The organism is Sphingopyxis sp. KK2 (genome assembly GCF_001990265.1).
Classification (GTDB): domain Bacteria; phylum Pseudomonadota; class Alphaproteobacteria; order Sphingomonadales; family Sphingomonadaceae; genus Sphingopyxis.
Genome location: NZ_LYVN01000043.1, coordinates 1 through 13,152 on the forward strand (window position 1 = coordinate 1; position 13,152 = coordinate 13,152).

The window sequence follows — 13,152 nt, forward strand, 5'->3', positions numbered from 1 at the left end:
CCCGCCGAGGCCGCCGACGGCGCCGATGTCGTCATCACCTGCGTCGGCAACGACGACGATCTCGGCCAGGTCGCGCTCGGCCGCGACGGCGCCTTCCGTTCGATGAAGCGGGGCGCGCTGTTCATCGACCACACCACCGTTTCGGCGCGCATCGCACGCCAATTGTCGGTCGAGGCCGAGGAGCCTGGCCTGCTCGTCGTCGACGCTCCCGTCTCGGGCGGCGAAGCCGGCGCGCAGAACGGCACGCTCTCGATCATGTGCGGCGGCAAGAAGGCGGCGTTCGAGGCCGCGGCGCCGGTGATGCAGGCCTATGCCGCGCGCATCGTCCATATCGGCGGCCCCGGCGCGGGCCAGACGACCAAGATGGTCAACCAGATCGCGATCGCCGGGGTGATCCAGGGCCTCTCCGAAGCGCTGCGCTTTGCGCAGGCCTCACGGCTCGACACCGACAAGGTGTTCGAGGCGGTGTCGGGCGGCGCCGCGGCGAGCTGGCAGATGCTCAACCGCTGGAACAGTATGGCAAAGGACGAATTCGACTTCGGCTTCGCGGTCGACTGGATGCGCAAGGACCTCGGCCTCGCGCTCGAGGAAGCACGCGTCAACGGCGCGACGCTTCCCGTCGCCAGCCTCGTCGACCAATTCTACGCCGACGTCCAGAAACTGGGTGGCGGCCGCCGCGACACCAGCTCGCTGATCACGAGATTGCCAAAGTGAAGAACGCCATCGACCGCAACCACCCCCTCCCGCATGCGGGAGGGGATTGCTGATACTCGCCGCCCTGACCCTCGCCGCCCCCGCGCATGCCGACACGCTCGTCGACAATGTCAACGGCATCACGCTCGACAAGGACGGCAAGCTCGTCCGCTTCACCGGGCTCGTCATCGGCAGCGACGGCAAGGTCAAGGAACTGCTCGACCGCAAGGACAAGCGCCCCGAACGCCCCGACTTCAAGGAGGACGGCAAGGGCAAGACGCTGATCCCCGGGCTGATCGACGCGCACGGCCATGTCATGGGGCTCGGCTTCTCGCTGATGCTGCTCGACCTCAGCGACACCAATTCGCTCGCCGAGGCGCAGGCGGCAATCGCCAAATATGCCGCCGACAATCCCGAAATGCCGTGGATCATCGGACGCGGCTGGAACCAGGAGAAATGGGGCCTCGGCCGCTTCCCGACCGCCGCGGACCTCGACGCCGTCGTCCCCGGCCGCGCGGTATGGCTCGAACGCGTCGACGGCCATGCCGGCTGGGCGAACACCGCGGCGATGAATGCGGCGCAGATCGGCGCGACCAGCAAGTCGCCCGAGGGCGGCCGCATCGAAATGGCCGGCGGCAAGCCGAGCGGGGTCTTCGTCGACGCCGCGATGAGCCTCGTCGACAAGGCCAAGCCCAGGCCGCTGGCACGCGACGTCGACCGTGCGCTCTATCTCGCGCAGCAGAAACTGCTCTCGCAGGGGATCACCGCGATCGCCGACATGGGCACGACGATCGAGGAATGGCAGGCCTATCGCCGCGCCGGCGACAAGAAACAGCTCGCGATCCGGATCCTCAGCTATGGCGGCGACATCGACAATATGGCGCTGATCGCGGGCGGCGAACCGACCCCCTGGCTCTATGACGACAAGCTGCGCATGGTCGGGGTGAAACTCTATCTCGACGGCGCGCTCGGTTCGCGCGGCGCGTGGCTCAAGGCGCCTTATGCCGACGCCCCGGGGCAGAAGGGCCTGCCGCTGCTCACCCCGGCGCAGCTGCGCAACAAGATGGTGCGCGCCTCGATGGACAAGTTTCAGGTCGCGATCCATGCGATCGGCGACGCCGCCAATGCCGAGGCGCTCGACGCGATTACCGACCTCAACGCCGACCTTCCGGGCGAGCGCCGCTGGCGCATCGAACATGCGCAGATCATCGACCCCGCCGATATCCCACGCTTCGCGCAATTGAAGGTCATCGCCTCGATGCAGCCGGTCCACCAGACGAGCGACCGGCTGATGGCCGAGGCGCGGCTCGGCCCCGAGCGGCTGAAGGGCGCCTATGCCTGGCGCAGCCTCCAGACCGCCGGCGCGCGCCTCGCCTTCGGCTCCGACGTCCCGGTCGAAAGCGCCAATCCCTTCGCGGGGCTGGCCGCCGCCATCTCGCGCACCGACGCGAGCGGCCAGCCCTTCGGCGGCTGGCGCCCCGAGGAAGCGGTGAACCGCGAAACCGCGCTCGACGGCTTCACGCGCACCGCGGCCTTCGCGGGCTTTGCCGAGGACCGCATCGGCACGCTGATGCCGGGCATGCGCGCCGACTTCCTGATCGTCGACAGCGACCCGATGCTCGCCAGCCCCGACGAGATCCGCCGCATGGTCCCGCTCGAAACCTGGATCGGCGGCTATCGTTATTACAAGAAGGGCAATTGACCGCGTGACGGCGACCCGCCTGATCCCGCGCCGCGTCGCCAAGCCCTGGGGCCGCGACGACATCGGCCCGCTTTTTGACGCGGGCGGCGAGCGGATCGGCGAAATCTGGTTCGAACTCCCTGCGGGCAGCGCCGAGCCCGCGCTGCTCGTCAAATATCTCTTCACCTGCGAAGCCTTGTCGGTGCAGGTCCACCCCGACGACGCGCAGGCGCATTCGGTGGGGGCGCGGCAGGGCAAGGAAGAGGCCTGGCTGATCCTCGACGCCGACGACGACGCCGTCATCGGCCTCGGCCTCGAACAGCGCGTGTCGCCCGCAGCGCTCCGCGCCGCGGCGCTCGACGGCAGCATCGAAACCCTCATCGACTGGAAGCCCATCGCCCCCGGCGATCATTTCCACGTCACCCCCGGCACGATTCACGCGATCGGCGGCGGGCTGACGCTGATCGAGGTGCAGCAATATGCCGACATCACCTATCGCCTCTACGACTATGGGCGCCCGCGCGAACTGCACTTGGACGAGGCGATGACCTGTGCCGAGGCCGGCCCCTATCTCACCGCCAATCTCCGCACGCCGATCGCGGTCGGCATCGACCGTCTCGTCGATGGTCCCAAATTCACGCTGATCGACGCGCATAGCGAGGATTTCGCGGCACTCCCCGATCTCGGCGCAGCGGGACCCGTCTGGTTCATCCCGGTCGACGGCGGGGGCTGGATCGACGGCCAGGCCTGGCAACCCGGCGAATGCTGGCTACTCGGCGACGCGGCGGGCTTGGCCGGCCTCGGCGGTCAGGGCCGCGCGCTGATCGCATGGTCGATGGGGGCAACAACATGACGACGCGCCGCGCCCTGCTCACCGGCCTCGCCGCGCTCCCCGTCGCCGCAGCGGCCGCCGCCGAACGCAAGGAACGCCGCTCAAAGAAGCGCAAGGATGCCAAGCCCACCGTCCAGCATGTCGACGTCGCGGTGATCGGCGCCGGCGTCTTCGGTGCCTGGACCGCCTGGCATCTGCTGCGCGCGGGCAAATCGGTGCGGCTGTTCGACGCCTATGGCGCCGCCAACGCGCGCGCCTCGTCGGCGGGCGAGAGCCGCGTCATCCGCATGGGCTATGGCGCCGACACCATCTATTCGAACATGGCGCGCGAATCCTTGCCCTATTGGAAAGAGCTTTCGGACAGCGCGAGCGCGCCGATCTTCCACAACACCGGCGTCCTCTGGTTCGCGCTGCAAGGCGACAGTTACACGCAGCAATCGCTCGCCTGGCTGCAGGCGAACCGCATCGGTCACGAACATGGCGACGTCAGCTGGCTCCAGAACAAATATCGCCAGATCCAGTTCTACCAGGGCGAGACCGGCATCCTCGAGACCGAGACCGGTGCGCTGATCGCCGCGCGCGGAGTGCAGGAGGTGATCGCCGACGCGCAGATCGCGGTCGAACCCGTCGTCATGCCCGCGCCGCTGCTGTCAAAGAAGATCCAGCGCCACACCTTGCCCGACGGCGGCACCGCCGACCATCTCGTCTATGCCTGCGGCCCCTGGCTCGCCGAACTCTTCCCGCAGCAGCTGATGAACAGGATCGTCGCGACGCGGCAGGAGGTCTATCATTTCGGCGCGCCGCAGGGCGACACGCGCTTCGCGCCGCCGAACCTGCCGGTCTGGGCCGATTTCAACAACGGCCGTATCGTCTATGGCATCCCCGACCTCGAAGGCGCGGGGTTCAAGATCGCGATCGACGTCCACGGCCCGGTGGTCGACCCCGACACGCAGGAGCGCGCGCTCACCCCCGCCGGCATCGCCGAGGCGCGCGCCTATGTCGCGCGCCGCTTCCCCGGCCTCGCCAACGCCCCGCTCGTCGGCGGGCGCGTCTGCCAATATGAGAACAGCTCGAACGGCGACTATCTGATCGACCGCTTCCCCGGCCAGCAGCATGTCTGGCTCGTCGGCGGCGGCTCGGGGCACGGCTTCAAGAACGGCCCCGCGGTCGGCAAGCGCGTCGCCGCGCACATCCTCGACGAAAATCTGCCCATCGAACCGCGCTTCAGCTTTGCGAGCAAGGGGACCGTGGCGGCGCGGACTGTTTTCTAGTGAAAAATCGAACCACCCTTCCCCGTTCGTGTCGAGCGAAGTCGAGACACGCTGCGTTCGTGCATGACCTCACGTGTCTCGACTTCGCTCGACACGAACGGAAATGTAAAAGATGAAACTCACCGACTGCCACAATATCGACGATTTCCGCGCGCTCGCGAAACGCCGCCTGCCCTGGCCGGTGTTCGACTATATCGACGGCGCCGCCGACGACGAGGTCACCCGCCGCCGCAACCGCGCCGCCTTCGACGACTGCGACCTCATCCCGCGCGTGCTCGCGGGGGTCGAGAGCATCGACATGCGCACGACGCTGTTCGGGCGCGAGATCGCGATGCCGCTCTTTCTTTCGCCGACCGCGCTCCAGCGCCTCTTCCACTGGCAGGGCGAGCGCGCGGTGCTGCGCGCCGCCGCGAACACCGGCACCGTCGCCGGCATCTCGAGCCTCGCGACGATCAGCCTTGCCGAGGCGGGCGCGCTCACCGATGGTCCCAAGCTGTTTCAGCTCTATGTCCATCATGACGAAGGCCTCAACAAGGCGATGCTCGACGCCGCGCGCGATGCGAAATTCGACGCGGTCGCACTCACTGTTGATACAATAGTCGGCGGCAATCGCGAACGCTGCCTGCGCTCGGGCTTCACCTCGCCGCCGCGCTTCACCGCGGGCAATATGCTAAGCTACGCGATCAAGCCCGGCTGGGGGCTCAACTATCTGCTCCGCGAGAAATTCAGCCTGCCGAACCTCGCGACGCATGTCTCCGAAGGGTCGAGCGTTCCCAAGTCGGTCGCCGAATATTTCACCTCGATGCTCGACCAGAGCCTCGACTGGAAGCGCGCCGAGGCGATCCGCAAGCAGTGGAGCGGCCCCTTCTGCCTGAAAGGCATCGTCGCGGTCGAGGACGCGCGCCGCGCGGTCGACATCGGCGCCAGTGCGATCATGGTGTCGAACCATGGCGGGCGCCAGCTCGACGGCAGCCGCTCCCCCTTCGATGCGCTCGCCGAAATCGTCGACGCGGTCGGCGACAAGGTCGAGGTGATCTGCGACGGCGGCATCACGCGCGGCACCCATGTGCTGAAGGCGCTGTCGGTCGGCGCCAAGGCCTGCTCGGGCGGCCGCCTCTATCTCTACGCGCTCGCCGCTGCGGGCGAGGAGGGCGTCACCCGCGCGGTCGCCCTGCTCCGCGCCGAAATCGAGCGCGGCATGAAGCTGATGGGCGCGAAAAGCCTCGCCGACCTCGGCCCCCACAATCTGCGCTGGCGGTAAGAAAAAGGGCCGACGAACGCCGACCCTTCCTTTGGGATAACAGAGAAATGGGAGGCGGCCTCCCCCCAGAGGCCGCCTCCGCGCAGGGCGTCAGAAAGCGGCGCCGAGCGAGAAGAGGACCGCACCGTCGGCGCCCACGGCTTCCTTGTAGCCGAGGGTCTTCGGTGCGTCGGTGTTGACGTAGGAGATGCCGAGCGTGAGCACCTTCCAGGTGAAGTCGACGCCGACCGAATAGTCGAAGACTTCGCCGTCGAGACCGCCGAGGAAGCTGTCGCTCTTGGCATAGCCGAGATGCGCCTTCAGCTTGATCGGAGTATCGGGGATGGCGACACCGACGTCGCTGTAGAGGTAGATGCCGCTGGCATCGCCGAGCGAATCCTGGCCGCCCGGAGCCCAGGCGACGCCGCCCTTGATCGACGCCGGGCCGACGGTGCCGGTCAGCGACGCATAGGGTTCGATCACGGTCGTGTTGCTGACGCCGGGATAGAGATAGAGGGTCGCGCCGATGTCGCCGACCAGGCCGGGGGTCAGTTCGGTCGAATAGCCGGCATAGACGTCGATTTCGGTGCCGTTGTTGAAGCCGATGCTCGAACCCCAAGTGCCGAGGTACAGCCCGCTGTCATGCGCGATCGTGAAGGTGCCCTGGATGGCCGCTTCTTCGTTCGACTGGCTGAAGCCGCGGAAACGATAGTCGCTGACGACCGTCGCGCCACCGGTGATGGTGATGCCGTCGGTGTCTTCTTCTTCCTGGGCGTAAGCGGCCTGCGGAACCGCAACGGCGGCGAGAAGCATGCCGAGGCATGCGCGAGAGAGTTTCTTCATGGACAGATCCCCAAATTAAAAAACGGATCGTCCCTGCCTGCTGCCTGATGGCCGGCCTCTGTCTTGGGCCAGTCCTCTCATGCGAGGCTCCCTTTTGGCCATGTTGCTGCGCCGCACAATCGAAAAAATCGCGACACCTGTCTTAAAAGGGACCGCTGTGACAATTATGCAACAATTACCTTGCGCCGAAACGGTTTCATCCGAAACAAAGTTACACGCTGGATCAGAAGCTCAGCCCCAGCGACGCGACGACGGTCGCATCATAGCGGCGGTCGATCGCCTTTACCCCGGTCTTGCGTACATCGGTGTCGACATATTTCAGCCCCAGCGTGAAGCGGCCGAAGGTCGCGGTGCCGCCGAGCGACCAGTCGCGATAATCGCCGCCGGGCGCAAGCGCGCCGTCGCTGTGCCCGATGCCCGCCTTCAGCGTCACCGGGGTGTTCGGGATGCCCGACGACAGCCCGAGCCGCAGATAGAGATTGTCGGCATCGCCAAGCGCCGCCTGGTCCCAGGCGTAAGCGACGCTGCCCGTCGCCTCGACCGGCCCCAGCATATAGGACAATCGCGCCGTCGCCTCGCCATAATCGCTCGCCCCGAAGGCGTCGTCGGCGTCGGGATAGGCATAATAGGTGAACCCGACGTCGAGCCGCGTGCCCGAGGCGATCTCGGTCTCGTAACCGCCATAGATGTCGACTTCGACGTCGCCGCCCGCGGGCCCGATGTCGATGTTCGACCCCCAGGCGCCGAGGTAGAAGCCGCTGTCGTGGCTGACCGTGATCGTCGGCTGGACCGCGACATCATGGTCGGACAGCGACAGCCCGCGAAAGCGATAGTCCGACACCAGCTCGACGCCGCCCGACACCGACAGCGACCCCGACGGCGGGTCGGCGATATCCTGCGCGGCGGCAGGGACGGCGAACAGGAGCGCCGGGACGGCAAGCAGGCGAAGCATGGAGGATCCTTGGGTGCTGGGGGGAGCGCGACCTTGGCCGCCTGAGTCGAGCGATGCAACCCTGTCCCGTCGCCCCCGCCTTCGCGAGGGCGACGATGAAGACTAGGCTTCATCCCGCCACAATCCTGCTCTAAAGGGACAGCAACTCTCCCGAGGACCCGAAGAATGAGCGATCACAATCCCGGCCTGCGCCCCTGGCGCGACATCGCGCGGCGCACCAGCCGCCAGATCATGGTCGGCACCGTCCCCGTCGGCGGCGACGCGCCGATCAGCGTCCAGACGATGACCAACACGCTGACGTCGGATGCCGTCGCGACGATCGACCAGATCCGCCGCTGCGAGGAGGCCGGCGCCGACCTGATCCGCGTCTCGTGCCCCGACACCGATTCGACCGCCGCATTGGGGAAGATCGTCCGCGCCGCGCGCATTCCGATCATCGCCGACATCCATTTCCACTATAAGCGCGCGCTCGAAGCCGCCGACGCCGGCGCCGCGTGCCTGCGCATCAACCCCGGCAATATCGGTTCATCGGAGCGCGTCGGCGAGGTCGTCCGCGCCGCCAAGGCGAATGGCTGCGCGATCCGCATCGGCGTCAACGCCGGCAGCCTCGAAAAGGATCTGCTCGAAAAATATGGCGAGCCCTGCCCCGAGGCGCTGACCGAGAGCGCGCTCGACCATATCAAGCTGCTCCAGGATCACGACTTCCACGAATATAAGGTCGCGGTGAAGGCGAGCGACGTCTTCCTCGCGGTCGCGTCGTACATGCAGCTCGCCGACGCGGTCGACTGCCCGCTCCACCTCGGCATTACCGAGGCGGGCGGCCTCATCGGCGGCACCGTCAAATCGGCGCTCGGCATCGGCAACCTCCTCTGGGCCGGCATCGGCGACACGATCCGCGTCAGCCTCTCGGCCGAACCCGAGGAGGAAGTCCGCGTCGGCTATGAAATCCTGAAGTCGCTCGGCCTCCGCACCCGCGGCGTCCGCGTCGTCTCCTGCCCCAGCTGCGCGCGCCAGGGTTTCGACGTCATCCGCACCGTCCAGGCGCTTGAGGATGCCTTGAGCCACATCAAGACCCCGATGTCGCTCTCGGTCCTCGGCTGCGTCGTCAACGGCCCCGGCGAAGCGCGCGAGACCGACATCGGCATCACCGGCGGCGGCAACGGCAAGCATATGGTCTATCTCTCGGGCGTCACCGACCACCATGTCGCCGACGCCGACATGATCGCGCATGTCGTCAAGCTCGTCGAAGCCAAGGCCGCCGAGATCGACGCGGGCAGCGCGGTGAGCATGGACACGCTCCACGGCAAGGCCGCGTGACGGCGAAGAGCGACATCGTCATCGAACCCCCGGTCGCTAGAAAAGCGGCCGCCACCGGCGCCAGCGCGACCGGCGCCGCCGCACTCGGCGCGGGCCATGTCGCCGCGCTTGCGATCGGCGCCTTTGCGCTCGGCGCCGTCGCGGTCGGCGCGCTCGCCATCGGCCGGCTCAGGATCGGCAAGGCGCGCATCCGCAAGCTGCGCATCGACGAGCTCGAGGTCGGCCGGATCGTCCGGCTCGGCGAGGATCGGAGCTGATCCTGCACGACCATTGCCGAACTCTGGGTCCTATGATAGGATTCAAGACCTAAGGAGTTCGCCATGACCCACCACGCGAAACTCATCAAGGGCGGCAAGATCGTCATCCCCGCGGACCTTCGCCGCGAACTGGGATTCAAGGACGGCGATCGGCTGGTCATTGAACGCGACGGGAACAGCCTCGTTATCAAGACCTCGCAGCAGGTCCTGCGGGAAATCCAGGCCGAAGTTCGCAGGCTGATCCGTCCGCACGAGGGATCGCTGGTCGACGAACTCATCGCCGAACGGCGGGCGGAGGCCGCCGCCGAAGATCGCAGGCCGTGACGGTCGTCCTCGACGCGTCGGCCGTCCTTGCAGTCGTGCTGACCGAAAAAGGTTGGGATATCGTTGCCGATCACCTGAGCGACGCCCATCTGGCGACCGTCAACATGAGCGAGACATTGGTCAAGCTGATCGAATATGATGTGACGGCGCAAGACGCTCTGCGACAGATCCGACGGCTCGAACTCAACATTCATGACTTTGATGCCGAGCAGGCCGAACGTGCGGCCCTCCTGCGGCAACCCACCAAACGACTCGGCCTTTCGCTCGGCGACCGGACATGCCTCGCGCTGGGGCAACGGCTTGCCCTGCCGATCCTGACCGCCGACCGCCGGATGGCCGAAGCCAGCGCGCTGGTCGATGTCGACATAAGGTTGATCCGCTGACATGCCGCGGCGCGCAGCATTGCGAAAACCGCTCCGGATCGCCATCCTCGCCATCCTGCTCCTCCTCGCCACCGCGCTCGCGCTCTGGCGGATCAGCAAGCTGCCCTGCTGGCAGATGGTCGGCGCGGTCACTTGCCGCGTCGAAACCGACGAAAAAATCGTCGCGCTCTCCTTCGACGACGGCCCGACGCCCGAGGGGGTCGATGCGGTCATCGACGAACTCGCCAGGCGCCGCGTCCATGCAACCTTCTTCCTCATCGGCAGCAAGATGGAGCGCTATCCCGAACAGGCGAAGCGGCTGGTCGCGGCGGGGCACGAACTCGGCAACCACAGCTGGTCGCACGGGCATATGGTCGGCCGCTCGCAGGCGCATTACCGCGCCGAGATAGCGCGCACCGACGCGCTGCTGCGTGCCGCCGGCGTCGCCCGTCCGGTCCTGTTCCGCCCACCCTATGGCCGCCGCCTGTTCGGCCTGCCGCTCGCCGTCGAGCAGCAGGGCTATCGCAGCATCACCTGGGACGTCGCCGACGACGTCGGGCGCCACCCGACGCCGGCGGCCTATGCCCGCGACATCGTGGCGCGCGCACGGCCGGGGTCGATCATCCTCGTCCACCCGATGTACCGCGGCAACCGGGTCGAGCGCGCCGCGGTGCCGCTGATCCTCGACGGCCTCGCGGCCAAGGGCTATCGCATCGTCACCGTCGGCGAATTGCTGAAAAGGGAGAAGCCCGAATGAGTGCCGCCGCGCGCGCGATGATCGTCCTCCGCTCCATCCTCTCGGCCATCGGCGACTATCTGACGCGCAGCGTCAGCCTCTTCTGGATCGGCCCCGCCGTCGTCGCGCTCGTCGTCGTCCCCGAATTCGTGCAGCATGTCGCGGAGATCCAACTCGGCATGTTCGACAGCGTCGCTGCCGCGAAGCTCGCCGGCAACGATCCGCTGCGCATGGGCTTCGGCTATGTGAAGATCGCCGGGCTCGTCCTGACCTTCATCGCCTCGGCGCGCTTCTGGTGGTGCCGCGCACATGGCGGGCGCTGGTACGACATCCGGCGGCTCGCGTGGGTCCGGCTGATCGTCGGCTTCCTCCTGTTCATGGCGATCGGATCGGTCACCGAACTGATCGAGCCGCTGACCGGGCACAAGGCGCCGCTCGCGCTGATCGTGATCGCCAGCCTGCTTTCGCTCCCCTATCTGTTCGTGATGCTCGCCGGCCTGTTCGGCGACCGCGCCACCCCGATGAAGGCGCTGATCGCCAAAAGCTGGCCCTGGCTGCTCCTCCTCGCCCTGATGCTGCCTTTGCTCTTCGCCCCGCTGTCGTGGCTCCACGGCATGAACCACCGCTGGGCGCTCGGCGCGCCGGGTGCGCTCGTCTGGGCGCTGATGGTCTTCGACAGCCTGGTCGTCGGGCTGATGGCCTCCTCGGTCGGCGCGGCGATGTTCATCGCCTACGACCGCTTCCACCGGAGTATCGCGCCATGACCGCCGCAAAGCCCGATGCGCTCGACCGCCTCGTCCAACTGCTGCTGCTGATCGCCGCCGTCACCACCGTCGCCAATGGCGCCTTCATGCTCGCGAAGCCGCTCGACTGGTATGTCTTCGTGCCCACCGTCGTCACCACCGGGCCGCCGAACCAGCATTTCATCCGCGACATCGGTCTCGCCTATATCGGTTCGGGGCTGATCCTCTTTTACGCGATGCTCGCCCCCGCCCGCCGCTGGCGCGCCGCCTGCGTCGGCGGACTGTGGCTCGCGCTCCACGGCGCGCTCCATGTCTATGAGGTGATGGCCGGCATCTGCGGCCCCGCAACCTTCTGGGCCGACGCCCCCGCGGTGATCGGCCAGCCCGCACTCGTCGGCATCGCGCTCGCGATCCTTGCAGGCCGCGGACGCATCGGGCGCAGCGGCGCATGATCGCCTCGCTCGCCGCGCTCCTCCTCGCCGCTCCCGTCCCGGCCTATGATGCGGCCACCGCCGAGCGATGCCGCACCACCTCATGGGACGAGCGCGATGCGGGGCTGAAAGAGGTTTGCAGCAGTTTCGGCGTCCTGCTCGTCGATCATCTTGCGCGGCAGCTCGGCGCCGACGATCGCGCTTTCGCCCTCCTCTGTCAGGGAACCGCTGCGGAAGCCGCCCGCGCCGCCGATCTCGACATCGACCTCGGTTGCATGCTGGTCGAGGCCGAGCGGACCGACGCCGCGGTCGAAGCGCTGCTGGCGGACCCGCCCGCGCTCGAGCCGCGCTGCGCCGCAAGGATCGATGCCGACCGCGACCCCGCCCTCGCCACCGCCTGCGCCGACCGCGCCAAAGCGCGCGTCTCGGGCGAAATCGAACGGCTCGCGTCGGATGACGCGGCCTATACCCGGACATGCGCGGCCTTTGCCGAAACCGCCATCGACCTGTCGCGCGACGACCTGACCGACGATCAGGTCGCGTGCGAACATGCCCGCTACCGGCGCAGCATCGGCATCGGGGTGCCGCCCGGCTGGACCGCCTATGCGCCGCCGGGCGAAACGATCGAGACGGTCATGCCCCTCGGCCCATCGACGCCCTATGACGCGCTTTCCGATATGCCGATGCCGGGCGACGGGTCGCCCTTCGACCGTGCCGCGCGCGACACCGCTGCCGCGATCATCTCGCGGGCCAAGGCCGGGAGCGACTGATCGCCGAAGGGCGCCGCGACGGCTCCGGCGGCCGGGCCATTTGACAGGCGCGCGCGGGGCCGACACAGGGGATGGATGACCCTCGCCATCCGCCCCGCCACGCGCGCCGACCTGCCGCTGATCGCGCAGTTCATCCGCGACCTCGCCGATTATGAAAAGCTCGCGCACGAAGTCCGCTTCGACGAGGCGGTGCTCGGCGACCGCCTCTTCGGCGCCCGCCCCTATGCCGAGGTCTTGATCGGCGAGATCGACGGCGCCCCGCAGGGCTTCGCGCTGTTCTTCCACAATTTCTCGACCTTCGAGGGCAAGCCCGGCATCTATCTCGAGGATCTGTTCGTGCGCCCCGACGCGCGCGGATCGGGGCTCGGCAAGGCGCTGCTCGCGCATCTCGCCAAGCTCTGCGTCGAACGCGACTGCGCGCGGCTCGAATGGTGGGTGCTCGACTGGAACACCCCGTCGATCGGCTTCTACCAGAGCCTCGGCGCCAAGCTGATGGACGAATGGACCGTGATGCGCGTCGACGGCGATGCGCTGACGACGCTCGCGGGGCAATAGACGCAAAAGCCGCAGCGCGCCCGCCTTGGGGTGCGAAGCGGACATTCCCGAAACCGTCGCTCCCGCGGAACGACTGTCTTGGCCGCTAAACGGTCCGGTCGCCGATTCTTGATGTGAACCGGCTGGAGCGAAGCGCCCGACATGC

Annotated in this window: 16 protein-coding genes; 14 read left to right on the top strand and 2 right to left on the bottom strand. The window is 67.6% G+C overall.

Going from position 1 to position 13,152, the window contains the following annotated elements; genetic code table 11:
• The 5 genes from B1A78_RS09330 to B1A78_RS09350 all read left to right on the top strand — a co-directional run.
• Positions 1-714: NAD(P)-dependent oxidoreductase (locus B1A78_RS09330; protein WP_077146697.1), on the top strand; the 714-nt coding region annotated here is incomplete at its 5' end.
• Between the two features lie 46 nt (positions 715-760).
• On the top strand, positions 761-2,395 hold the full coding sequence (locus B1A78_RS09335) for an amidohydrolase (protein ID WP_077146698.1): 1,635 nt from the start codon (positions 761-763) through the stop codon (positions 2,393-2,395).
• A 4-nt stretch (positions 2,396-2,399) separates the two neighbouring features.
• On the top strand, positions 2,400-3,227 hold the full coding sequence (locus B1A78_RS09340) for a class I mannose-6-phosphate isomerase (protein WP_077146699.1): 828 nt from the start codon (positions 2,400-2,402) through the stop codon (positions 3,225-3,227).
• Positions 3,224-4,477 carry an FAD-dependent oxidoreductase gene (locus tag B1A78_RS09345; protein WP_179102018.1) on the top strand — a complete coding sequence of 418 codons (1,254 nt, stop codon included), beginning with the start codon at positions 3,224-3,226 and terminating at the stop codon, positions 4,475-4,477. The genes B1A78_RS09340 and B1A78_RS09345 overlap by 4 nt, the downstream gene beginning before the upstream one ends.
• 112 nt (positions 4,478-4,589) lie before the next feature.
• Complete coding sequence (locus B1A78_RS09350; RefSeq protein ID WP_077146701.1) at positions 4,590-5,738, top strand: alpha-hydroxy acid oxidase; 1,149 nt, start codon at positions 4,590-4,592, stop codon at positions 5,736-5,738.
• Between the two features lie 90 nt (positions 5,739-5,828).
• Here B1A78_RS09350 and B1A78_RS09355 read toward each other — a convergent pair whose 3' ends face one another.
• Together B1A78_RS09355 and B1A78_RS09360 are read right to left on the bottom strand one after the other, a co-directional pair.
• Positions 5,829-6,560 (bottom strand): TorF family putative porin, encoded by a 732-nt coding sequence (locus tag B1A78_RS09355; protein WP_077146702.1) that lies wholly within the window; start codon positions 6,558-6,560, stop codon positions 5,829-5,831.
• Between the two features lie 223 nt (positions 6,561-6,783).
• Positions 6,784-7,512, bottom strand: coding sequence for a TorF family putative porin (locus B1A78_RS09360; protein WP_077146703.1), 729 nt, complete (start codon positions 7,510-7,512; stop codon positions 6,784-6,786).
• Positions 7,513-7,677: 165 nt separating this feature from the next.
• Here B1A78_RS09360 and ispG point away from each other — a divergent pair, with 165 nt between their 5' ends.
• The 9 genes from ispG to B1A78_RS09405 all read left to right on the top strand — a co-directional run bounded on the left by ispG (position 7,678) and on the right by B1A78_RS09405 (position 13,007).
• Positions 7,678-8,829, top strand: a complete 1,152-nt coding sequence (gene ispG, locus B1A78_RS09365; protein WP_077146704.1) for a flavodoxin-dependent (E)-4-hydroxy-3-methylbut-2-enyl-diphosphate synthase — start codon at positions 7,678-7,680, stop codon at positions 8,827-8,829.
• Complete coding sequence (locus B1A78_RS09370) at positions 8,826-9,086, top strand: hypothetical protein (protein ID WP_256837546.1); 261 nt, start codon at positions 8,826-8,828, stop codon at positions 9,084-9,086. The genes ispG and B1A78_RS09370 overlap by 4 nt, the downstream gene beginning before the upstream one ends.
• A 63-nt stretch (positions 9,087-9,149) precedes the next feature.
• Complete coding sequence (locus tag B1A78_RS09375) at positions 9,150-9,410, top strand: AbrB/MazE/SpoVT family DNA-binding domain-containing protein (protein ID WP_077146705.1); 261 nt, start codon at positions 9,150-9,152, stop codon at positions 9,408-9,410.
• Positions 9,407-9,793, top strand: coding sequence for a type II toxin-antitoxin system VapC family toxin (locus tag B1A78_RS09380; RefSeq protein ID WP_077146706.1), 387 nt, complete (start codon positions 9,407-9,409; stop codon positions 9,791-9,793). Before B1A78_RS09375 ends, B1A78_RS09380 begins: the two co-directional genes overlap by 4 nt.
• A gap of 19 nt (positions 9,794-9,812) precedes the next feature.
• Entirely contained in the window at positions 9,813-10,529 is a 717-nt protein-coding gene (locus B1A78_RS09385; protein WP_256837549.1) for a polysaccharide deacetylase family protein, read from the top strand.
• Positions 10,526-11,272 (top strand): hypothetical protein, encoded by a 747-nt coding sequence (locus B1A78_RS09390; RefSeq protein WP_077146708.1) that lies wholly within the window; start codon positions 10,526-10,528, stop codon positions 11,270-11,272. The genes B1A78_RS09385 and B1A78_RS09390 overlap by 4 nt, the downstream gene beginning before the upstream one ends.
• Entirely contained in the window at positions 11,269-11,703 is a 435-nt protein-coding gene (locus B1A78_RS09395; protein ID WP_077146709.1) for a hypothetical protein, read from the top strand. The genes B1A78_RS09390 and B1A78_RS09395 overlap by 4 nt, the downstream gene beginning before the upstream one ends.
• On the top strand, positions 11,700-12,452 hold the full coding sequence (locus tag B1A78_RS09400; RefSeq protein ID WP_077146710.1) for a hypothetical protein: 753 nt from the start codon (positions 11,700-11,702) through the stop codon (positions 12,450-12,452). Before B1A78_RS09395 ends, B1A78_RS09400 begins: the two co-directional genes overlap by 4 nt.
• Positions 12,453-12,527: 75 nt before the next feature.
• The gene (locus B1A78_RS09405; protein ID WP_077146711.1) at positions 12,528-13,007 is read left to right on the top strand and encodes a GNAT family N-acetyltransferase; all 480 of its coding nucleotides are present in this window, start codon (positions 12,528-12,530) and stop codon (positions 13,005-13,007) included.
• The last annotated feature ends 145 nt before the right edge of the window (positions 13,008-13,152 follow it).

What these genes read in the sequence shown, in the direction of transcription:
- B1A78_RS09350 (WP_077146701.1), top strand. Translation starts at nt 4,590, where the DNA reads ATGAAACTCACCGACTGCCACAATATCGACGATTTCCGCGCGCTCGCG.
- B1A78_RS09360 (WP_077146703.1), bottom strand. Translation starts at nt 7,512, where the DNA reads ATGCTTCGCCTGCTTGCCGTCCCGGCGCTCCTGTTCGCCGTCCCTGCC.
- B1A78_RS09375 (WP_077146705.1), top strand. Translation starts at nt 9,150, where the DNA reads ATGACCCACCACGCGAAACTCATCAAGGGCGGCAAGATCGTCATCCCC.
- B1A78_RS09405 (WP_077146711.1), top strand. Translation starts at nt 12,528, where the DNA reads ATGACCCTCGCCATCCGCCCCGCCACGCGCGCCGACCTGCCGCTGATC.
- B1A78_RS09400 (WP_077146710.1), top strand. Translation starts at nt 11,700, where the DNA reads ATGATCGCCTCGCTCGCCGCGCTCCTCCTCGCCGCTCCCGTCCCGGCC.
- B1A78_RS09395 (WP_077146709.1), top strand. Translation starts at nt 11,269, where the DNA reads ATGACCGCCGCAAAGCCCGATGCGCTCGACCGCCTCGTCCAACTGCTG.
- B1A78_RS09345 (WP_179102018.1), top strand. Translation starts at nt 3,224, where the DNA reads ATGACGACGCGCCGCGCCCTGCTCACCGGCCTCGCCGCGCTCCCCGTC.
- B1A78_RS09390 (WP_077146708.1), top strand. Translation starts at nt 10,526, where the DNA reads ATGAGTGCCGCCGCGCGCGCGATGATCGTCCTCCGCTCCATCCTCTCG.
- B1A78_RS09355 (WP_077146702.1), bottom strand. Translation starts at nt 6,560, where the DNA reads ATGAAGAAACTCTCTCGCGCATGCCTCGGCATGCTTCTCGCCGCCGTT.
- ispG (WP_077146704.1), top strand. Translation starts at nt 7,678, where the DNA reads ATGAGCGATCACAATCCCGGCCTGCGCCCCTGGCGCGACATCGCGCGG.